Origin of the sequence: Parvimonas sp. M20 (assembly GCF_035282425.1) — a bacterium.
Taxonomy (GTDB): Bacteria; Bacillota; Clostridia; order Tissierellales; family Peptoniphilaceae; genus Parvimonas.
Window position 1 is genome coordinate 24,474 of sequence record NZ_JAYKBQ010000012.1, and the last position, 23,231, is coordinate 47,704.

The following is a 23,231-nucleotide window of genomic DNA, read 5'->3' on the forward strand; positions in this document are numbered from 1 at the left end:
TAATTTATATAAGGAGTTTTTATGGATAGTGATTTCAGTACAAAAATTCAAAAGCAAAAAATTAGTCGTGAAAGGCGAAAAGAATTAAAACATAGATTAAAAAAAGAACTGGAAGATAGGATGAGATTTGTCTATATATCATCTTTTTTGTCTTGGATTCAGTTTTTGATGAGAATAATTTCTTTTGGTTTTATTGCAAAGGGATTTTCTAATCTTTATCAAAAAATAGATTTTAATATTTTTGTTTATGCTGTAATTGCAATTGGCTTAAATCTTTTAGGCTTTGGAATTTCGATTCTTGCTAAAAAATATCAAGGGGTAGCTTCTCAGTTTGCTAGAGATAATTTGAAATCAAAGTTTTTTGACGCCTTCTCCAAAAGTGATGAAGAAGTTTTTAAAGGTTATTCTACAGCAGATGTACTTACTGTTGCGTCTCAAGGAATTGATACTTTGGATACTTTTTACAGCACTTATTTATCCACAACTTTAAGGACCTTTTTTAACTGTGGAACAATTTTATTAATTGTAGCTTTTATTTATCCTTTGGGTGGTTTAGTATTTTTAATCAGTATTCCATTTATTCCGGTTTCAATAGTGTTAATACAAAAGCGTTCAGCAAAAATTATGCAACATTATTGGTCAACTTATATGGATGTAAGTAATTTATTTATGGACGATTTAAAAGGATTGAATACTCTTTATTCTTATAGTGCTGATGAAATTTATGAGAAGAAATTTAATGAGTCTGCTGAAAGTTTTAGACTTTCTACTATGGAGCTTTTGAAATTTCAACTTCAATCTGTTGGATATATGGATGGGGTTATGTATCTTGGAATTGCAATTTCAGGATTTTTAGCTGTTCTGTCAATATCAAAAGGCAATATGTCAATTTTTAATTTTATATTCTTTGTTTTGATTGCAACTGAGTTTTTTACGCCAATTAGAGAATTGGGATATTGTATGCATTTACTTATGATGAATACTAAAATGGCAGATAGAATTTTTACTTTTCTAGATAGTGTTAAAGGTGAAAAGAAATCAGAAGTTGTGAATATCAAATTAGAAAGTATAGATAATATTGAATTTAAAAATTTATCTTTTTCATATGATGATAGAAATGTTTTAAATAATGTTAATCTAAGGATTACTAAAGGTAGTTTATTTGCAATAGCAGGAGAGAGTGGACTTGGAAAAAGTACATTTGCAAAGATCTTGTTTAAAAATCTTGAAGATTATTCTGGAGAAATATTAATTGATGGGAAATCTTTAAAAGATTTTTCAAGGTCAGATATAAATGCATTAGGTTTTTATGTATCTCCAGATTCTTATGTCTTTAACGAAAGCATTATGGATAATTTAAAAAAAGCTACAAAATTACCAGAATATGAAATATTAAGATGGATTGAAGAAAAAAATATTTTAAAATTTGTAAAAACTTTGCCAGATGGTTTCAATACAATTATTGGTGAAAATGGAAGATTGATTTCTCCGGGACAAAGACAACAGATAATTTGTGTTAGAAGTTTGCTAGCAGATAGAAAAATTTATATTTTTGATGAAATGACTTCAAGCGTTGATACAGAAAATGAAATAGCAATATTGAATTTAATAAAAATGATTTCGAAAAATTCTATTGTTATGTTTATTTCTCATAAGATGAAACAAGTTAATAAAGCAGATTTTGTTTTATTTATGGGAAAAGAAAAAAGTTGGGATTTTGGAAAACCGGAAGATTTATATAATTCAAACTTTGAATATAGAATATTATTAGATAAACAAAATGAAATGGAGGAAATTTTAAATGAAAGATAGTTTAAGATTAGTAGCCAGACTTATAAATTTTATGAAAAAATTACTCCCAGTAATTTTGTTAGCTGTATTTTTTGCAGTTTTTGGTTTTCTAATTACAGTATATATTCCTGCAAAAATTATTTCATTAGGATTTGATGCGCTTAATGGGGAAAAGATAAAAATAATATCTTTAATAATTTTAGTTGTTCTTGCTATTTCAAGAGGACTTTTCAGATATGGAGAACATTATTTTGGACATTACGTTGCGTTTAAAGTTTTGGCAGATTTTAGAAGAGAAATTTTTTCAAAACTTAGACGACTTGCTCCTTCAAAACTTGACTCTCAAGATAGTGGGGCTCTATTGAAACTAATAGGAGAAGATGTTGAAGCATTGGAAGTATTTTTTGCACATACCTTAGCTCCAATTACAACAGGTACTATTGTTTCAATAGTTTTAATTATTTATTATTTACAATATGATATTCTATTGGGATTAATTGCATTTTTAGTATATTTTACACTTGCTGTTATTATACCTAATGTATTTTCTAATAAATTAAAACCGCATCTCGAAGTTCAACAAAAATATAGAAAATCATATACTTCCTATTTTTTAGAAAGTTTAAGAGGGATGAAAGATTTACTTCAACTTGGAGTTGAAAAAGAGAGATTTAAAAACTTATCACAAGAGAGTAGGATTGTAAATAAAAAGGAAAGAAATGTTGCAAAATTAAATTTCCTACAATTTTCATTCAGCTTTTTAACAATAGGCTTTGGAGTTTTAGCTTTTGCATTAGTAAATTTTCTACTAGTTAATAATAATGTAATTAGTGTAAAAGATGCTGTAATTACATTGGTGGTTTTCAGTTCGTCTTTTGCTCCATTTTTAGAGTTAAGCAGACTTCCTTTAGGACTTGGTCGTGCATTACAAGCAGCAAAACAAACTTTTAGATTATTGGATGAAATCGAACCACTTGGAAATGAAGGAAGTAGCGAAATTGAAAAAATAAATGAAATAAAATTTGAAAATGTTGACTTTTCTTATCATAATAGATATAAACTTATTTTTGAAGATTTGAATTTACATTTTGAAGATAAAAAAATTGTTGGACTTGTAGGAGAGAGCGGATCTGGAAAAAGCACATTAATGAAAATGGTAATGAAATGGTATATGGCTAAATCTGGAAAAATATTTTTAAATGAGGAAGATATTATGGGAATAGATAGTAGAAAACTACAAGAAAAAATTGCTTATATTCCTCAATTTCCACAAATTTTTTCTCAAACAATCAGAGAAAATTTAGTTTTAGGAAATGATAAGATTACTGATGAAGAAATTTTAGAAATTGCTGAAAAATGTAGATTAAAGGATGTAATTTTATCCACTGAAAATGGTCTTGACACTAAAATAAACTCTGAAAAAGTAATTTTCTCAAGTGGAGAAATGCAAAGACTTGAACTTATGAGAGCGTTATTAAAAAGAGCTGATGTTTATATTTTTGATGAGCCTACAAGCAATTTAGATACTTTAAACGAATCAATAATTTTGAATTTGATTAAAGAAAATTGTAAGGGGATGGTATTTTTGATTTCTCACAGAATGAGTACTGTATCATTTTCAGATGTCATATATAAAGTAGAAAATGGAAAATGTTTTAAAATATAGTCTTGCAGATTAAGATGAAATGTGTTATCATTATCGTATAAAATTTATGCGAGGTAATGTATGAAAATAAAGATTGTAAAATATATTTGGATTATAATAGGACTGATATTTTTTGCAATAGGTACAATTGGTGTTTTTTTACCAATATTGCCTACTTTTCCTTTTTATATTGTAACATTGTTTTGTTTTGCAAGAAGTTCAAAAAAATTGCATAATTGGTTTGTTGAAACTAAATTATACAAAAATAATTTAGAAAAAATAGTAAACAGAAAAGGTCTTTTATTAAAACAAAAATTAAAGATAATATTCTTTTTTACCTTGACAATGGGAACGGGTTTTTATTTTATGAGAAACACAAAGATTGGAAGAATTATTTTATTTATAGTTTGGTTTTTTCATGTAGTGTATTTTATGTTTGGAATAAAAACAATAAAAAATGAAGAAGAAATAAAAAGTATTTAAACTGATATGAATTTTTAAAAATTTATATCAGTTTTTTAATGCAAAAAAATATTTTTTAAATTTTTAAAAAAATTTTTATTCTACTTGTTGATATAAAATATTTTACAATGGATTTCAAGGGGGAAAATGGGTAAATATACTATATATAGTATTTTGGATTTCTATTGACAATACATATTGTTGATGATATAATTTTATTGTCGAACAATTTTAAAGTATTTTTGGAGGTAGTATATGATTAAAGTTATGAAAAGAAATGGTCAAGAAGTAGATTTTGACGCAAATAAAATCGCAATAGCGATAAAAAAAGCTATGCATAGCAGTACGGGAGTATATGAAGAAGGATTGGCAGAAAAGATTGCATCAGAGATAGAAACTTTTGCAACTACAATTGGAAAGAAGATGAGTATATATGATATAGAAGATCATGTTTACTACAGTTTAATTAAATATGGAAATCCTGCAACTGCAAGAGCTTATGAAAATTATAAGGCGGTTCAAACTTTTAAAAGACTAAAAAATACTACTGATGAAAGTATTTTAGGACTTCTTGATAAGACAAATTTAGATGTTATAAATGAAAATTCAAATAAAAATGCAATTCTAGCATCAACTCAAAGAGATTTGATTGCTGGAGAAGTTTCAAAGGATATCGCAAGAAGAATGCTAATTCCTGTAGATATTGTTCAAGCACATGACGAGGGAGCAATACATCTTCATGATATGGACTATTTAATTCAACCTATGTTCAACTGTTGTTTAGTTAATATCGGAGATATGTTGGATAATGGAACTGTTATAAATGGTAAAATGGTTGAAACTCCAAAATCTTTCCAAGTTGCTTGTACAGTTATGACTCAAATAATTGCACAAGTTGCATCGGGTCAATTTGGTGGTCAAAGCTTAAATATTGCCCATCTAGGAAAATATTTAAGAAAGAGTTATGAAAAGCATTTAAAGCTTGCGAAAGAAATTTTAACTGATGAAAGAGATATTGAAAATATTGCAAAAGCAATGACTAAGAAAGAATTGGAAGCAGGCATACAAACTATTCAATATCAAATAAATACTTTGATGACTACAAATGGGCAAAGTCCTTTTGTTACTCTATTTATGTATGTTGAAGATGGATATGAGTATGAAGATGAAGTTGCACAAATTGTTGAAGAAATAATCAAACAAAGATTACAAGGAATAAAAAATGAAAAAGGAGTTTATATCACACCTGCTTTTCCAAAATTGATTTATGTTTTGGATGAAAACAATGTTAAAGAAGACAGTAAATATTATTATTTAACAAAACTTGCTGCAAAATGTACTGCAAAGAGAATGTATCCTGATTATATTTCTGCTAAAAAACTTAGAGAACATTACGAAGGAAATGTATTCGGACCTATGGGTTGTAGATCATTCTTAGTACCTTATAAAGATGAAAATGGAAACTATAAATTTGAAGGTAGATTTAATCAAGGTGTTGTAAGTTTGAATTTACCACAAATAGGAATTTTAAATACAGGAAATGAAGAAGGTTTCTTTGAAATGTTGGATAAGAGACTTGAAATAGTAAAAAAAGCACTTTTATTAAGAAACGCACTTCTTCAAAATGTAAAGAGTGATAATTCTCCTATTCACTGGCAATATGGAGCCATTGCAAGACTTAAAAAAGGGGAAAGTATTAAAAAATATCTTGAAAATGGATATTCAACTCTTTCTGTAGGATATATTGGATTGTATGAAGCTACAATTTGTGTAAGAGGTGTTAGTCATACGACTGAGGATGGAAAAGAATTTGCTCTTAAAGTTATGAGGAGAATAAAAGAAGCAGCTGATAGTTGGAGTGAAGAAACAGGAATGACATTCTCATTATATGGAACCCCTGCTGAAAGTTTAACTCATAGATTCTGTACTGTAGATAGGAAAAAATATGGAGAAATCAAGGATGTAACAGATAAGGGATATTACACAAATAGTTATCATGTTGATGTTAGAGAAAATATTTCAGTTTTTGATAAATTCAAATTTGAAGAAGAGTTCCAAAAATTATCAACTGGAGGTTGTATTTCCTATGCAGAAATTCCTAATATGAATCATAATGTTGAAGCAGTTGAACAAATGATTAGATTTATCTATGATAATATTCAATATGCTGAATTTAACACAAAATCAGATTATTGCCATGTTTGTGGGTTTGATGGAGAAATAATCATAAATGAACATAATGAATGGGAATGTCCTCAATGTCATAATAAAGATAAACAAAAAATGAATGTAACTAGAAGAACTTGTGGTTATCTTGGAGAAAACTTCTGGAATGAAGGCAGAACAAAAGAAATAAAATCTAGGGTTCTTCATATATAGTGAGGGATTAAAATGAGATATGGTCAGATAAGATCTTATGATGTTGCAAATGGTGTTGGTATCAGAACTAGTATTTTCGTAACTGGCTGTACACATAATTGTAAAGATTGTTTTAATAAAAAATATATGGATTTCAATTTTGGAGAGCTTTGGACTAAAGAAACTACCAATTTAGTCATAGACTATTTGCGTGATAAAAATGTAGCTGGTCTAACTTTACTTGGTGGAGAGCCAATGCAAAATGCAAAAGAACTCCTTGAAATTGTGAGAGATATAAAAAGAAGCGTGAATAAAAATATTTGGATTTATTCAGGATATACTTTTGAGGAAATTCTTGAAGATGATGACAGATTTGAACTTTTAAAAGAATGTGATGTTTTGGTTGATGGAAGATTTGATTATAGATTAAAAGATTTAACTTTGAAATTTCGTGGGTCTTCAAACCAAAGAATTATAGACATAAAAAAGACAATTGAAACTGGAAATATTGTACTGTTTATGGAGTAAATATGTTAGAGAAAAAAATATTAAATATTTCAAAAATTGAAAATACAGATAAATATGACAGGAAAAAAGTTGGATATCTTTCAGGAATTATAGGAACATTTTTAAATGTTACTTTGGGAGTGTCAAAATTTGTGATAGGAATTTTAGCAAATTCAGTTTCAATAACGGCAGATGCAGTAAATAATTTTTCAGATGCGATTTATTCCTTTGCAACAGTTTTAGGCTTTAAATTTTCTTCTGCACCACCGGATAAGGATCATCCTTACGGTCATGGAAGAGTTGAATATATAACTACCTTAATAATCTCAATGATGGTTATGATTGTAGGAGTTCAATTTGCAAAGACATCTATCGAAAGAATTATAAATCCTGAAAAAATTATAATGGGGAAAATAGGAATTGCTTTTTTAGTAATTTCTATTTTTGTAAAACTTTGGATGAGTTTATTCAATAGAAGACTCTCTAAAGCAATAGATTCAAGTATTTTGAAGGCTACATCAATTGACTGTTTGAGTGATGTATTTACAACTTCAGTTGTTTTAATTGCAATGATTTTTGCTAACTATACTACTTTTCCGGTTGATGGGGTTGTAGGTCTAATAGTTTCTGCATTTATTTTATTCTCCGGTTTCTCTTTGGCAAAGGAAACAATAAGCCAACTTATTGGAGAGGCACCAAGTGTAGAATTGATAAAGTCAGTTTTGTCTGATATAGAAAAGCACAGTGAAATTTTGGGAATACACAATTATACTTTTCATAGATATGGGCATCTTAAAACAATTGCAACCGTTGATGTTGAAGTTGATTCTGAAATGAGTTTAATCAAAGCACACAATCTTATGAGCCTTATTGAAAAAGAAGTTTATGAAAAATATGAAATTGTATTAGTAATCCATGTTGAACCAGTAGGTGGAAATTTTACAGATAGAGAAATTGAATTAAAAGAAATTACTGAAAATTGGAAAAATCAGTTTAGTTATATAAAATCAATGCATGATTTTGCAATTTACAAACAAGGAGATAAATACTTTGTAGGATTGCAATTAGCATTAGACGGAAACAAATTAGATAAAAATTTTGATGAAAATAGTTTAAAATCAGAGCTTGAAAAATTGATAAAAAATTATGATGAAGAACTAAAAACTTCAATAACAATTTTATATGAATACTTTTAAAATAGCACTTCGGTGCTATTTTTTGTATAAGTTGACGTCTATGTAATTTTTTTATATAATCAGGGTAGCAATTTATTTGGAGAAAATTTATGAAAAATTTAGTATTACCTTTTATTAGAAAAAATATTTTTAAAATTTTGATTTATAATATTTGTTTTATAGTTGCATATTTTTTAGATGCTTATTATTTTGGATATATTTTTTCTTTAGTCGAAAATAAAATATATAGTTATAATAAATTTATCTTTATTATCCTTTTTTTGTTTGCTATAATTATATTTTCTAAAATTATATCAAGTATTTTATTTTCAAAGCTATCTTATGAAGTAGTTCGTTTTAGATTTAAGTTAGCAAGAAAACTGAATAACTCAATTTTACAAAAGAATATGGAAGATATTGAAAATCCTAAATTTGAATATTCAATGAATAGAGCTTGGAATTTTTTAGCTTATGATAATGCAGGTTTTAGTGCAATTTTAATGGATTTAGTAAATTTTATTCCTATTTTTGTATTGCTTATTTTTTCAGGCTTTATTATTTCGAAAACTTCTTTTTACATTGTAGTTTTTACATTTTTAATTCAACTTGGAGCATATCCTCTAAGAGAAAAAATTAATGAATTTGACTTGGATACAGATTTAGAGCAAGGAAATGTATTGACAAAACTTGAATATTACAATAATTTTAGTATGAGAAATGAATATGGAAAAGATATTCGTATATTTAATTTAGGAAATCTAATCTTAAAGAGATATGAGAAAATTGTTAATGAAGCAATGACTATTATAAAAAATAAAACTAATTTAGGTATAAAATTAGGGATTATTTCAATATTTTTGGAAATTATAACTGATATTCTTACAATTGGAATGTTGATATACTTATTTAGTATTAATTCCATTTCTATATCTACAATTTTTATAGTTTTCAGTATGTATCAACTTTTTGTAACTAATGAAAAGGAGTCTTTAAGAATTATATCCGATTTAAAGAAAAATATAAAAATGTTTGATAAATACCTTTTACATTTAGAAGAAAATATTTTAAAAAGTAAAAATGCCAATATGGAAAATAAAGAAGCATCCTTTGAACTTAAAAATATTTACTTTAAATATCCAAATACTGATAAATACAGTTTAGAAAATATAAATATGGAGTTTTCATCTTTCAATAAAATCGGAATAATTGGAGAAAATGGTGCCGGAAAGAGTACACTTATAAAAGTAATTATGGGAATTTACAATCAAACAAGTGGAAAAATTCTCATTAATGGGAAAGAAGTTTCAGCAAAAGAAAGACTTGCTTATTTTTCAGCCGTTTTTCAAAATTCACATTTTTTTGCAGGGACACTTAAAGAAAATTTATTCGGATTTGATAATGTAAAAAGTAATGAAGAAAAATATGTCGAAGAATATTTAGAAAGTTGTAAACTTGACAATATAAATGGGAAATTGATAGATTTGAATACTAGATTTGGAAAAGAGTTTTTTGAAGATGCTTTTGAACCTTCAGGTGGTCAATTACAAATGCTAACTATTCTAAGAGCATTGGTTAAAAGTGGAACGATGTTAATTTTAGATGAACCCACATCTGCACTTGATGCTAAAAAAGAAATGGACTTTTATAAAAGATTATCTCTTGAAGAAAAGACAAAAGGATTTATTATTATTTCTCATAGATTGGCTATTTCTAATATAGTGGATAAAATTTATATTTTAAATAATGGAAAAATATTAGATTCAGGTTCTCATTTTGAATTAATTGAAAGATCTGAATATTATAGATATTTAAAAGAATTAACTAAAAGTATGTTTAAATTGAAAGTAGGTGATGAAAATGATTAATTCATTTAAAACTATTTTCAGATTTTTAAAACTGTCTTTTAAAATAGATAAGAGATTTGTCTATAGAATTTCAATTGATATTTCAATTAATATTCTATTGACTTTACTAGCTTTATTTATGGTTAGAGATTTTACAGAATATTTACAAATTGGAAATATTAAAAATCTATCTATTAAATTGATTTTTGAGGCTATTGTTTTTGTTGTATTAAGGATTTTTAAAGAAGTATTAAAGTTGAGAGTTCAATACTCTGCAAGAGAGTATTTACTTAAAATGGAAAAAGAACTTTTGAAAAAATCAACAGAAATAGACTATTCTAATTTAGAAAGTCCTGATTTTCATAATTTACAAGAAAGGGCAAGATTTTCCCTTAGAAATCAATATTGTCTTGAAAATTTATTAGAGGCAATTGTAAAAAGCATAGAACATATTTCAATTATGTTAACAACTTTTATTGCCATAGGATATTTTTCTTTCTATCTAAGCATAGTATTACTTATCCTATTTGTTATAAATATATTTGCAAAGAAAAAATACAGTAAGGAAGAGAGTAAATTTTATGAAAATTTATCTCCGATAAATAGAAAATACTGGTATTATAGTTATATGGTTTTGAACAGAGATGATGTATTAGATATAAAATCAAATGAATTTGAAACTTTTATAGATAATAAATTTTCTAAAACTATAAAAGATATATTAAAATGTTTTAAGCTTTTTTATAGGAATAAGGCTATTGTAAATATAATTGAAGTGATAAATTCAATTATCTGTACTTTATTTGTAATAATTTTTAGTGCAAGTAGGGTTTATAAAAATGAAATCAGCTTTTCTGATTTTAGTTTTACTGTGGTAGGTATACTAAAATTTACAAGCAGTATGAATGAATTATCTGAAAATATAATTGATTTGGACAGATTTTCAAAATATACCATTCCTGTTTTGGATTTCATTGAATTTGACATTGGGAAAAATGTAGAGAGAAGTGTTGAGAGTAAAGATTTGGGATTAATCGCAAAAAATATTTACTTTAAATATAGAGATTGTGAAAATTATGTTCTAAATGATATCTCATTTGAAGTAAAAAAACCTAAAATTGTAGTAATTATTGGAGAAAACGGAGCAGGGAAAAGTACTTTAATAAAACTTATTTCAGGACTTTATGAGGCTTCAAAAGGAAGTTTAACTTATGACGGAAAGTCTATTTATGAAACTGAAAATAAGTATATAAGTACAATTTTTCAAGACTTTAAGTTGATTGATGATATAACTTTAAGAGAAAATATTTGCTGTAAATTAATTGAAAATGACGACGAAAAAGAAATTGTAGATGAGGAAATTTTTAAAATTGTTGATAAACTCGGTATAAAAAAAGAAGATTTTAAATTTAATTTAGATGATAAACTTGGAGTTGAACTTGATGATGGAAATATTGAATTGTCAGGAGGTCAAGCTCAACTAATTGCAATCTTAAGGGCAATTTATAAAAACAGTCCTATATTGGTTTTAGATGAACCAACAGGAAGTCTTGATATTGAAAAAGAAAATTCCATTTATAAAATTTTAAAAAATATAAAAGAAGATAAAATAATATTTATGATTTCTCATAGAATGGCATCAGTTCATGTTGCTGATGAAATATGGTTTATGAAAGATGGAAAAATTCATTTCGGAAATCATAATAAGCTCATCGAAAATTCTTTGGAATATAAGGAGTTATACTTCTCTCAAGCGAATAAATATAATTAAAGTAAAAAACTGAGCTCTTAATTATAGTAAATAATTTGACAAATTGTATATATTGGGGTATAATCCAACCGTAGATGTTTATAGATGATAACTTAGAAGAGGAGGTATTATGAAAAAAGAATCAGATAGTGATTTACTAATTTTTTTTGCGGGATTGTTAATGTTGTCCATAGGGCTGTTTTTACTTGCAAAAATAGTTACTGTATATATTAGTTTTTTGGATGGCAAATCTTTTGGTATGAATACGGGGATTGCGTTTATGCCACTATTTATTGGGATTATATGGCGTTTTATAAAACCTGAATCCTCTATTGCTAAAAAAGTAATTTTAATCGGCGCAATTATTATATTAGTATCAATTTTGTTGAGTACTAAGACTTTTTTAAGACATACTGGTGTGTTTGATTATATTCTTATAATTGGATTAATTGCTGTAGGATCAGGTCTGTTGTTTAGAGTTTTAAATAGAAGAAAAAACAATTGAAATGAATCAAATCCTTTATGTACTTGGAGAAGCATACTATGTTGGAGAAGAATTACACATTGGAACACCTTCCGAGGAAAATAAGCCTTTTTTAATATCAACTAAATCTGAAGATGATTTGGTAAAAGGATATAAAAGTAATGCTATGTTTACACTATTTGGAGGAATTGCTACAATAGCAGGATTCGGAACAATTATTTATAAAATTGTAGGTAAATAAGTTGGAAAAATGCTGTTAGTAAAAAACTAACAGCATTTTAATTGTGAAATAACAAAGTTGTGTAACACAAGCAATGAAGTGAAGTTGTTAAAAATATTGAAAAAATTAGTAAAGATAAGATAATATTAATAATAACTCATAGAAAATTACCATTATCTATTTGTAATAAATTGATAGATTTTGAAAAATAGATTTAAGGAGAGAAAGATGAAAATAATTTTATCACCTGCAAAGACAATTTCTAAAACTTGTGAGAGATTTTCTTCAGGGTTTGATTTTTCTGATAAAACAAATGAAATTTTAAAGAATATTCCGGAAGTTTTGGTTTCAAAAGATTATTGCGAGGCTTTTTATATGTATGATGGAATGTGTTATAAAAATATAAAAAGAGAAGAATTTGACGATTGCGATTTGGAGTATATTAGGGAGCATTTAATTATTATTTCTGCACTTTATGGAGTGCTTAAACCTTTTGATTTAATTAATCCATATAGACTTGATTTTATTATAAAAACAAAAATGGGAAATTTATATAGTTTTTGGAAAGATGATATTGCAAAAATTATTTTAAAAGATACAGATTTTATTTTTAATCTTGCAAGTGAGGAATTTTCAAAAACAGTTAAAAAGTACATTTCAGAGAAACAAATTTTGGATTTTGAATTTTTTGAAAAAGTCGATGAAAAACTTAAAAAACATTCTACAATTTCGAAGAAGGCTAGAGGAATGATGCTTAATTTTATGACTAAAAATAAAATTGAAAATATTGAAGATATAAAGAAATTTGACAAAGATGGATATGGTTTTGTTGAAGAAATGTCTTTAGAAAATAAATTTGTATTTGTGAAAAATAGCTAGAAATATTATAGTTTAAGTTGTTGTATGTTGTTTGAGTTATCGAAAGTAATTGCATAAAAGATATGATGACGATATAAGAGGTGATTTTGTTTACAAATGAGACAGTAAGTCTGACGTAAAGATTATCCAAATCTTTGATTCGGAATGTAATAAACTAGCAAATCCAATTTTTAATGGAGCTTTATGAGATCTCTCCGCTTCGTTTCGCGCCGCTAAACTTCGGTCGAGATGACATAATATGGAATTTATTTAAAAGTCAATACGACATTAATATTTTATTATGTTTATAGAGTATAAATATGGCTTTAAGTTTATTTACTTTTAACGTCAAGCTATTAAACGAGGTTTTCTCCTTATACGCCATTTCGACTGAAGCGAAGCGTAGTGAATCTAGCCCTAACTTTGTTTGCTTGCAAATAAAAGTAGGTCTGACAGAGCAATTGTATCATTAGATACAATTGCTCTGGAAATCTCATAACTTTAGATTATGAGTAAACAAAATAAGGACTAGATTTTTTCAAGTCATTTAATTCCTATTGAGAATACATAATAGGGATTAGATTTACAGATTAATATTAAGTTAATGTTTTTTATTTTATAATTAGAACTTCAAAAGTGTAAAAACTTTTGGAGTTTTTTTATTGAGTTTAAAATAATCTATATCGAAATGTTTGCATATAGATATATAATAAATTTTATATTAGCTTTTTATAAATATATTTAATAAATTAATTTTTACTTAAATAAAAAACACTGTTTTTTTCAATAATGATATTTTATAAAAATTAGTATTTTTTGTTTTAATAATATTTTGTTATTTTATCTTGACAAATACGTTTTCTTTATGGTACCATTACTTTGCATAGCGATTATTATACTGCATTTATACTTTCTTTAGATGAATTGGAACTGAGCATTGTTCTATAAAATTATATTATTAAGGAGTTTTTTATGGAAAAAACTGATTTATTAAATGGAAAAAACTTTAAAAAGAGGATATTGCCGATTTTAATATTAATCTCTTATAAATTTTTAAATGAGAAGATGATTTCTTATATTGGAAAAAATAGGGTAGGTAGTTTTTCTAAATCGCTATTAATTGGCAATTTTATTTTTGCAGTCATCTTGTTTTTGTTAATTAAACTTATATTTAAAGGAAAATTAAATTCGATTGATGGTTCTGAAAAAATGAACTTAAAAAAATCCATAGTTATTTCAATAGCGATATTATTTCTAACTATAGGAATTATATATGGGGTGATGTGGATACAATCTTTTCTTTTTAGTCATATTAGTTTAAATAGTTCTAATGCGAGTTCTATTACGAAAGAATTTAAATCTAATCCCTTACCAGTAGTTGAGCTTTCTTTTGTAACATCAACACTTGAGGAACTAGTTTATAGACAACTGTTGTTTGGATATTTGTATGATTTATTTTCAGGATGTAATAAATATATTAGATATGTAACTTCATCACTAATATCTGCAATTATATTTGGATCAATACATGATGGTTTATTCCATCCTGCAATGATTCAATACATAACTCATGGTTTTATTTTATCTGGACTTTATTTATATACAAAAAGGATATCATCTCCAATAATCGTCCACGTTTTATTTAACTTATTTTTAGATATAAGGAGATTTATAATTTATTTCTAATATTATGAAAATAAAATAAAGGAGAAAACAATGCTAAATGCTAATATATTAAATAGTAAAAACTTTAAAAAGTGGATTTTTCCTGCTTTAATGTTTCTATTTTTTGAATTCATCTTTAGGCAGAAAATTTTAAATTCTATATTTTCTGGAAAAATATTTGTTTTTAAATTTTTAGAAAATCCAATTGTAAATAATTTCTTTGTTGGTGGGATTTGTTGCCTATTTGGGAATTGTATAATTTTTTTGATTATAAAGTATGTATTTAGTGGAAAATTAAATTCTATAGATAATTCGGAAAAAATGGACTTAAAAAAATCTATAATTATTTCGATATTAGTTTTTGTTTTTACTATGTTGATTATATATTTAGCTTCATACATTGAAAGTATTCTCAAACTTGAGGTTTATAGTTTGAATGCAAAAAATACTAGGGGTACTGAAAGACTTAATTTGTTTGTAAGTTTATTTTCGATGTCTTTGGTGAGTATATATGAAGAATTGGTGTATAGACGAATATTATTTGGATATTTATATGATTTACATTCGGGTTGTAATAAATATATTAGGATAATAACATCTGTAGTAGTATCATCAATAATTTTCGGCTCAATACATGATGGTGTTTTTGCTTATGCTATGGTTAGATATATTATATATGGAATATCTTTTTCAGCAATATATTTGTATACTAAGAGAATCAGTGCTTCTATAACGGTTCATGTTTTAATTAATATATTTTTAATAATTAGGAATGTTTTTTTCTAATTTAGACATAAAAAAATTATTAACTTATTATATAAAATAAAAATTTTAGGAGGAAGTTATGAGTGTTAAGACAAAAAATTTTATTGTATCATTCTTGATATCTTTGGTGTGTTTTTTAGGAATTTTAAGATTTCCTACATTGGCAAATAAGTATTTAAAATCAGAATTTGTGATTAAAAACTTAACAAATATAAATATTGCTTTAACTTTGATTTTTGCGATTATTGTATATTTGTTTTGTAAAAAATTCCCTACGAATTTAATATCTAAAGATAGCAAAAAGGAATCTTTATTAAAATCTATTTTGATTGGGGCATGTTCAGGGATAGTTTTACTAGTTGTAATTCAAATTTTATTTAAAATTTTAGGATTTTTAGGTTATCCTTATGATATGACAGGGGAGTTTATTAGAATTAAAAATGTAGTTTCTAATAATAAAATCGCATTGATAAATATAGTATTTATTATTCCTTTTGTAACTGAAATAGTTTATAGAAATATTGTATTTGGTTATCTATATGATTTATATGAGGGTGGATACAAATTTATTCGATTATTCACACCAGCTTGTTTATCAGGAATTTTGTTTGCACTTATAAATGTAAAACATGCACTTCCTATAGTGGTAGAGGCGGTAATTATTTCCTTAACTTTTGGATATGTTTTTTTAAAGACAAAAAGAATAGAAAGTGCAATAATTGGACATATCGTATTTAGTACAGGCATTGTAATACTTTCATTTGTTTTAAAAACAAGTGTTTTATAAAATGTATTATATTAATTATTAATTATTAATTATTATATTTAATAGTATATGTGTTTTAAATTTATTAAAGCTTAGGCAAAAACTTGAAAAAATTTCGTTTTTGATATATAATTTTAGGTGAGTGAAAACTTAAAATAAAAATTATTAAGGAGTGTGTTTTATGACTAAAATAGCTGTTATTGGAGCGGGCCCAGGAGGATATGAGGCTGCGATTAGAGCTGCACAAATGGGAGCAGAAGTTGTACTTATTGAAGCAGATAGACCAGGTGGTACTTGTTTAAATAGAGGATGTATCCCTACAAAAACACTTTGGAAAAATGCTGAAATTATGGAAAATATTCATAGAAAAGCAGAATTCGGTTTACTTATGGATGAATGTAAAATTGATCCAATAAGACTTAATGAAAGAAAATGCGAAGTTGTTGAAAAAATCGTAGGTGGGGTAGAATTCTTAATTGGTTCTTATCCAAATATTGAATACCTAAAAGGTTTTGGTTCTTTTGTTGATCCTCATAAAATTCATGTTAAATTAAATGATGGTTCAGAAAAAGATGTAACAGCTGATTACATAATCATTGCTACAGGTTCTAAACCAAGTGTTCCACCAATTGCAGGGACTGATTTGCCTAATGTAATTACTAGTGATGAATTCTTAGATTTAAAAGAAATCCCAGAAGAACTTATCGTTGTTGGTGGTGGAGTTATCGGAATGGAATTTGCAAGTATTTACTCTCAATTCGGTTCTAAGGTAACTGTAATGACTAATGGAGTTTTACCTGCAACTGATGGAGAAATCCAAAAGAGAATTCCAAGTATTTTCAAAAGAGCAGGAATTAAGATTGTAAATAAGGTTCGTGCAAGTGAAATTACACAAGAAAACGGAAAATTAAAAGTTACAGCTAAGAGAGTTGATAAAGATAAAGTTGAAGAAGCTGAAGGTACAATGGTTCTTTTAGCAACAGGAAGAAAAGCTAACATCGATGGATTAGAAATCGAAAAAGCTGGTGTTGTTACTGAAAGAGGAGCTGTAGTTACTGATAAAGGATTTAAAACAAATGTTGACCATATTTATGCTATTGGTGACGTTGTTTATGGAAATGTTCAACTTGCTCACGTTGCAAGTGCTCAAGCAATTCATGTTGTTGAAAAATTAATGGGAGAACATCCTGAAATTAATTTGGATATCGTTCCTGCTTGTACATTTACTTTACCTGAAGTTGCTCAAGTTGGTTTAACTGAAGAAGAAGTTATTGCTCAAAATATTCCTTATGTTAAGAGTAAATTTATGTTCAGTGGAAATGGTAAAGCTGTTTCATTAGGAGAAGCTGATGGATTTGTAAAGGTTCTTGCAACTGAAGACTTAAAGAGAATTTTAGGTATCCATATTATCGGACCTCATGCAAATGACTTAATTCATGAAGGAACAGTTGCTATGGCAAATGATATGGGAGTTGAGTCAATAGGCAAGATGATTCACGCTCACCCAACTCTATCAGAAGCATTTATGGAAGCAATTCACCAATTAGAAGGAAAATCAATCCATAGTGCACCTGCAAAATAATTATTTTGTTAGAATTTTAGGGAGCGTATGCTCCCTTTTTTATATAAAGAGGTAAGAATGAATATTTTTGAACAAATTGCAAAAGAGTTAAATATAAAAGTAGGTCAAGTTGAAAATACTGTAAAACTTATAGATGAAGGAAATACAATTCCTTTTATTGCAAGATATAGAAAAGAAGTTACAGGAAATTTAGATGATGAAATACTTAGAAATCTAGAACAAAAATTACAATATTTAAGAAATTTAGAACAGAGAAAAGAAGATGTTATAAGATTAATTGACGAGCTTGGAGAGTTGACAAATGAATTGAAAAATGAAATTTTAAATGCTGAAACTCTTTCAAAAGTTGAGGATATATATCTTCCATTTAGACCTAAAAAGAGAACCAGATCAACTATTGCAAAGGAAAAAGGCTTAAAACCGCTTGCTGATTTAATTTTAGATAGAAAGCTTAAGGAAAATAATTTTGAACAAAAAGTTTCTGATTTTATAAGTGAAGAAAAAGAAGTTTTAAATATTGACGAAGCTATGGCAGGAGCTTTAGATATCATTGCGGAAATGATTTCTGAAGATAAAGATTTTAGAGATATTTTAAGAAAAGATGCTGACAAGAATGGAGTTTTGGTTTCTGAAAAAGGAAAAGAAGAAAACAATGTTTATGATATGTATTATGAATTTTCTGAAAAAATCTCAAAACTTCCTGCTCATAGAATACTTGCTATAAATAGAGGAGAAAAAGAAAAAGCTTTAAAAGTTTCAATTAAGTTGAGCGATGAAAAAAATATTGGTGAAATTTTATTTTCACTATGTATGGATGATGAAAATTTCTGTCATAAATTTTTAAAAGAAGCTGTTATCGATAGTTATAATAGACTTTTATTTCCACAAATAGAAACTGAAATAAGAGCAAATTTAAAAGAAAAAGCTGATACACAATCTATTGAAGTTTTTGGCAAAAACTTAAAACCTTATATTATGCAATCTCCAATTCTTGATAGAGTTGTTTTGGGGATTGACCCTGGTTATAGAACAGGTTGTAAGGTAGCTGTTATTTCAAAAACAGGATCTGTTTTAGATTATGTAAATATTTATCCTACAAAGCCACAAGAAAAGATAAGGGAAAGTAAAGAAATTTTAGCAAAGCTTATTAAAAAATATGATGTAAGTTTAATTGCTATTGGAAATGGAACTGCAAGTCGTGAAACTGAAAAAGTTGTTGTTGAATTGTTAAATGAATTGAAGAAAGAAGACTTATTCTATTCAATAGTAAATGAAGCGGGAGCTTCAATTTATTCAGCTTCTAAACTTGGACAAGAAGAATTTCCAGATTTAGATGTAACAGTTAGAGGTGCAATTTCAATAGCTAGACGTATCCAAGACCCAATGGCTGAGCTTGTAAAGATTGAACCAAAACATATTGGTATAGGACAATATCAACATGATGTAAATCAAAAACAATTGACAGAAACATTATCTGATGTTATTGAGGATTGTGTTAACAAGGTTGGTGTTGATATTAACACTGCTTCTTTCTCTTTATTGTCTTATATTTCAGGAATGACAAAAACTATGGCTAAAAACTTGGTTTCTTATCGTGATGAAAATGGTGCTTTTAAAAATAGAGATGAAATTAGAAAAGTAAAGGGAATAGGACCTAAGGCATATACTCAATCAGCAGGATTTTTGAGAATTAGAAATGGAGAAAATCCACTTGACAATACTGCTGTTCACCCTGAAAGCTATGAAATTGCAGAAAAACTTTATGGAAAAGATTTAGATAAGATTAATGTTCCAAAACTTTCAAAAGAATTAGAAGTTGGAGAATTGACTTTAAAAGATATTATTGAAGAGCTTAAAAGACCTGGTCGTGATATAAGAGAAGATATGCCAAAACCAATTTTAAGATCTGATGTTCTTTCTATTGAGGATTTGGAAGTTGGAATGGAATTAAAGGGAACTGTAAGAAATGTTGTTGATTTTGGGGCTTTTATAGATATTGGAATTAAAAATGACGGACTTGTTCATATTTCACAAATTTCTAACAAATATATTAAACATCCTTCTGAAGTTTTAAAAGTTGGAGATATAGTTAAGGTTAAGATTTTAGAAATTGACCTTGAAAAGCAAAAAGTAAAATTGACAATGAAGTAAGAAATGCGATAAAATGCATTTCTTTTTTTGCTTTAAATTAATAAGGATATCAATACCAACCTTATATTAGGTGTATAAATAAATAGTGAATTTTTTATCATAAGATTTTTTTGTATTTTAATTAAGTTGTTAAATATTTAAAAATCAACTAATTAATTTTATAATAAAAAATAATTATTAATAATGTTTATCCATAGAAAAAAACTATTAGACTTATTTATAAATTTATGTTAATATGGTCGTGATTATATTTTTTTGTAAATTAGCAAAAAAATTTATCAAATATAAAAAGGAGGTTTTTAATGGATATTCAAGAGAGTGTAAAACTTATCAATTCATATTTAGATTTGAATCGAAAAGTTGTTGGGGTTAAATTTTTCTATGATGAAGAAAGTTATGAAAATTTTGAAGTACCTGAAAGAGCAAATAAAGTTACATATTGTAATGCTGTTAATTTAGCATCAAAGGGGTCAAACGTAAAGGTAAGAAAGGTACATCAAGGTTGTCCAAATGGATCTGTTGCTTTCGGATTTAACCAAGCACCACCAAAATTAGCTTCAGGAGAAGCTAGACTAAGTAAAAATATTTATAAAAATCTTGAAACTTCAAAAAGCGTTTCTGATGAAATGATATTTTTAAAAGGACAAATTTATGGTATTGCAATAATGCCTTTAGAAAATTTTACAGTTGAACCAGATGTTGTTGTCATGGTTGAAAAAGCTTACAATATAATGAGAGTTGTCCATGGATATTCTTATTTTAATGGATATTCTCCAGAAATGAAAACTGTTGGACTGCAAGCTGTTTGTCATGATCTTACAACTCTTCCTTATGAACATGGAACAATTAATATTACATTCCTATGTCCAGGTACAAGACTTATGGCGAACTGGCATCCGGATGAATTAGGAATTGGAATGGCTTGGAAACATTGGTACAATGTTGTTCAAGGAATTATTGAAACTACAAATCCTTTTGAACGTAATGGAAATAAGAGAAAAATAATTAAGAAGATGAAAATGAATCATATGGATGATTCTGTAATTGAGTTAAACAAAAACTATGATACTGGAGCATACTTAGGTGGACCAATAGATAAATAAATTTATTATAGTTAGGGATTTCTTTTTTAGAAATTCCTAACTATAATTTAAAAAAATTAGTAAAGGAGAATTGTATGGATCTTTTAAAAAAATTACCTATTCCTATTGCAGGTTTGATTTTAGCAATGTTTGCACTTGGAAACTTATTACAAGCTTATAGTAATGTTGTTAGATTATGTATAGGTGGAGTAGCACTTATTTTATATGTTATTTTTGTTTTAAAAATTGTTTTGTTAAATTTAAAATTAAAAACTGTTTTAGATAATCCTGTGGTTGCAAGTGTACTTTTAACGAGCACAATGGCAACTATGCTAATAAGCACTTATGTTAAGTCATATATTTCAAGTTTAGCAGTTATTATTTGGTTTATAGGTGTAATACTGCATGTTCTACTTATGGCTTGGTTTAGTTTTAAATTTATATCAAATTTTTCAATCAAAAAAGTTTTTCCATCTTGGTATATAGTATATGTAGGAATTGCAACTGCTAGCGTTTCTGCAGGAGCTGTAGGACAATTAAGAATAGGTCAAATTTGTTTTTGGTTTGCTTTAGCTTCATATTTAGTTTTGATACCTGTTGTTTGTTTTAGAGTGTTTAAAGTCAAAGAAATTCCTGAACCTGCAAAGCCAACTTTTGCAATTTTATCTGCACCTGGATCTCTTGTTTTGGCAGGATATTTAGTTGCTTTTCCACAAAAGAATTTTACATTTGCAACAGTATTATTTGCAATTTCAGTTTTCTTTTATATTATAGTTTTATTGAATATGCCAAATTTAGTAAAATTGAAATTTTCTCCTGGATTTTCAGGCTTTACATTCCCACTTGTAATAAGTGCAGTTTCAAGTAAATTATTTACTGGATATGTGATGGCTTTACATGGTAAAAATTTAATTTTAAAATATTTTGTTAATTTCCAAGAAATAGTCGCAGTGCTTATCGTATTGTATGTTTTTATTGGTTATATGAAATTTTTATTAGAAAAAGAAAGTTAAATTGAAAAAATAAGTTAGCCAATTAAAAAATTTCAAAAGTTATTTTATAATTAAATAGTTTTTTAGGATAATCAGAGATTGTGAAATATATTGTAAATGAAAAATCCTCCTGATGTGTAAAAATAAAAACACACAGGAGGATTTATTATGTCAAGAAAAACGAAACAAAAGCAGAATATGTTTTTTTAAAATTTAGGCAAAGTTTTAGAAGTTTTTAAAGAGGAAATTAGCTAAATTAGTTTAAAAATATCTTTACTTACTTCTATTGTGAATAAAATTGAATTAATCTAATTAATGGGTTATAATTGGAATATATGTTAAACGAGGTGAATGAAAATGATACAAAGCAATAGTATAATAGTTGAAGATATGATTAAAGAAATAGAAGCAGAACTAAAATCACTAAGAAATCTAGTAGGTATAAGTTTAGATTTTAGTACAACAGTTATAGCAAATCGAAAAATAAAACAATCTATAAGAGAAGGAATATCTATTACTTCAGAAATAAAAGGCTTCTTTGAAATTTCATTAAAAAAAGTTTCAGTAGTTGAATCAACATTAAAAAAAGCAGATAATGAAATAGGAGAAAAATTTTTAAAAAGATAAATATAATACATAGGAAAAATTATACATAAAAAAGAGGCAGGAGTATTAAAAATGAAAGAGTTAGAAAAGAAAAAGGAATTTATAAAAGATAAATTAAGAAAAATAAATAATTTTAAAATAGAATTTGAAGAATATACAAGAAAAGAAAAAGAATTAAAAAGAAATATAAACTATGGAAAAGTCGACATGAAAATTCAAGGTTTTTATGAAGTTTTGGAAGAAGAGATAAAATATATTAATACTATGATATTAGATGAAGAGGAAAATTTACAAACAAGTTTAAGATATATAAATAATAGAATGGAAAATGAAAAGAAGTAAAAAGGAGAAAGATAGGAAATGGGAATAAATATGAACTTGGAAGATTCAAGGAGACAAGCAGAAAGTATAGAAAAAGAAATGAAAAATAAAATAGAAGGATATGAAGGTTTGCAACATAGTCAAGTAAATGGACACAATTTTACAATAAGATTTTTGGGAAAGACAGATTTAAACCTGCCTTTCCAT

The 23,231-nt window shown here is 26.6% G+C and carries 20 protein-coding genes; all 20 read left to right on the forward strand.

Features of this window, described 5'->3' with window-relative positions:
- Positions 1–21: 21 nt before the first annotated feature.
- The 20 genes from VJI93_RS06085 to VJI93_RS06180 all read left to right on the forward strand — a co-directional run bounded on the left by VJI93_RS06085 (position 22) and on the right by VJI93_RS06180 (position 23,045).
- A complete protein-coding gene (locus VJI93_RS06085; RefSeq protein ID WP_323999948.1) occupies positions 22–1,812 on the forward strand; it encodes an ABC transporter ATP-binding protein/permease in 1,791 nt (596 codons plus the stop codon).
- The gene (locus VJI93_RS06090; RefSeq protein ID WP_323999946.1) at positions 1,802–3,457 is read left to right on the forward strand and encodes an ABC transporter ATP-binding protein; all 1,656 of its coding nucleotides are present in this window, start codon (positions 1,802–1,804) and stop codon (positions 3,455–3,457) included. Before VJI93_RS06085 ends, VJI93_RS06090 begins: the two co-directional genes overlap by 11 nt.
- Positions 3,458–3,517: 60 nt before the next feature.
- Complete coding sequence (locus VJI93_RS06095; protein WP_323999943.1) at positions 3,518–3,919, forward strand: YbaN family protein; 402 nt, start codon at positions 3,518–3,520, stop codon at positions 3,917–3,919.
- Between the two features lie 234 nt (positions 3,920–4,153).
- Positions 4,154–6,277 carry an anaerobic ribonucleoside-triphosphate reductase gene (gene nrdD / locus VJI93_RS06100; RefSeq protein ID WP_323999941.1) on the forward strand — a complete coding sequence of 708 codons (2,124 nt, stop codon included), beginning with the start codon at positions 4,154–4,156 and terminating at the stop codon, positions 6,275–6,277.
- Positions 6,278–6,289: 12 nt separating this feature from the next.
- Positions 6,290–6,784, forward strand: coding sequence for an anaerobic ribonucleoside-triphosphate reductase activating protein (gene nrdG, locus VJI93_RS06105; RefSeq protein WP_323999937.1), 495 nt, complete (start codon positions 6,290–6,292; stop codon positions 6,782–6,784).
- 2 nt (positions 6,785–6,786) lie between these two features.
- Entirely contained in the window at positions 6,787–7,959 is a 1,173-nt protein-coding gene (locus tag VJI93_RS06110) for a cation diffusion facilitator family transporter (protein ID WP_323999933.1), read from the forward strand.
- 89 nt (positions 7,960–8,048) lie between these two features.
- Entirely contained in the window at positions 8,049–9,803 is a 1,755-nt protein-coding gene (locus VJI93_RS06115) for an ATP-binding cassette domain-containing protein (protein WP_323999929.1), read from the forward strand.
- Positions 9,796–11,553 (forward strand): ABC transporter ATP-binding protein, encoded by a 1,758-nt coding sequence (locus tag VJI93_RS06120; protein WP_323999925.1) that lies wholly within the window; start codon positions 9,796–9,798, stop codon positions 11,551–11,553. The genes VJI93_RS06115 and VJI93_RS06120 overlap by 8 nt, the downstream gene beginning before the upstream one ends.
- A 109-nt stretch (positions 11,554–11,662) precedes the next feature.
- Entirely contained in the window at positions 11,663–12,037 is a 375-nt protein-coding gene (locus tag VJI93_RS06125) for a hypothetical protein (protein WP_323999923.1), read from the forward strand.
- A gap of 1 nt (position 12,038) precedes the next feature.
- The gene (locus VJI93_RS06130; protein ID WP_323999920.1) at positions 12,039–12,257 is read left to right on the forward strand and encodes a GIDE domain-containing protein; all 219 of its coding nucleotides are present in this window, start codon (positions 12,039–12,041) and stop codon (positions 12,255–12,257) included.
- A gap of 207 nt (positions 12,258–12,464) precedes the next feature.
- A complete protein-coding gene (locus VJI93_RS06135) occupies positions 12,465–13,115 on the forward strand; it encodes a YaaA family protein (protein ID WP_323999918.1) in 651 nt (216 codons plus the stop codon).
- A gap of 951 nt (positions 13,116–14,066) precedes the next feature.
- Entirely contained in the window at positions 14,067–14,780 is a 714-nt protein-coding gene (locus VJI93_RS06140; protein ID WP_323999917.1) for a CPBP family intramembrane glutamic endopeptidase, read from the forward strand.
- 45 nt (positions 14,781–14,825) lie between these two features.
- Positions 14,826–15,545, forward strand: coding sequence for a CPBP family intramembrane glutamic endopeptidase (locus VJI93_RS06145; protein ID WP_323999982.1), 720 nt, complete (start codon positions 14,826–14,828; stop codon positions 15,543–15,545).
- Positions 15,546–15,603: 58 nt separating this feature from the next.
- Positions 15,604–16,311, forward strand: coding sequence for a CPBP family intramembrane glutamic endopeptidase (locus tag VJI93_RS06150; RefSeq protein ID WP_323999915.1), 708 nt, complete (start codon positions 15,604–15,606; stop codon positions 16,309–16,311).
- A gap of 160 nt (positions 16,312–16,471) precedes the next feature.
- Positions 16,472–17,872 carry a dihydrolipoyl dehydrogenase gene (gene lpdA / locus VJI93_RS06155; RefSeq protein ID WP_323999914.1) on the forward strand — a complete coding sequence of 467 codons (1,401 nt, stop codon included), beginning with the start codon at positions 16,472–16,474 and terminating at the stop codon, positions 17,870–17,872.
- A gap of 57 nt (positions 17,873–17,929) precedes the next feature.
- The gene (locus VJI93_RS06160; RefSeq protein WP_323999911.1) at positions 17,930–20,023 is read left to right on the forward strand and encodes a Tex family protein; all 2,094 of its coding nucleotides are present in this window, start codon (positions 17,930–17,932) and stop codon (positions 20,021–20,023) included.
- A 302-nt stretch (positions 20,024–20,325) separates the two neighbouring features.
- The gene (locus VJI93_RS06165; protein ID WP_323999909.1) at positions 20,326–21,126 is read left to right on the forward strand and encodes a DUF169 domain-containing protein; all 801 of its coding nucleotides are present in this window, start codon (positions 20,326–20,328) and stop codon (positions 21,124–21,126) included.
- 74 nt (positions 21,127–21,200) lie between these two features.
- Entirely contained in the window at positions 21,201–22,118 is a 918-nt protein-coding gene (locus tag VJI93_RS06170) for a TDT family transporter (protein ID WP_323999907.1), read from the forward strand.
- A 336-nt stretch (positions 22,119–22,454) separates the two neighbouring features.
- Positions 22,455–22,724 carry a hypothetical protein gene (locus VJI93_RS06175; RefSeq protein ID WP_323999905.1) on the forward strand — a complete coding sequence of 90 codons (270 nt, stop codon included), beginning with the start codon at positions 22,455–22,457 and terminating at the stop codon, positions 22,722–22,724.
- Positions 22,725–22,775: 51 nt separating this feature from the next.
- On the forward strand, positions 22,776–23,045 hold the full coding sequence (locus tag VJI93_RS06180; protein ID WP_323999903.1) for a hypothetical protein: 270 nt from the start codon (positions 22,776–22,778) through the stop codon (positions 23,043–23,045).
- Positions 23,046–23,231 lie beyond the last annotated feature (186 nt).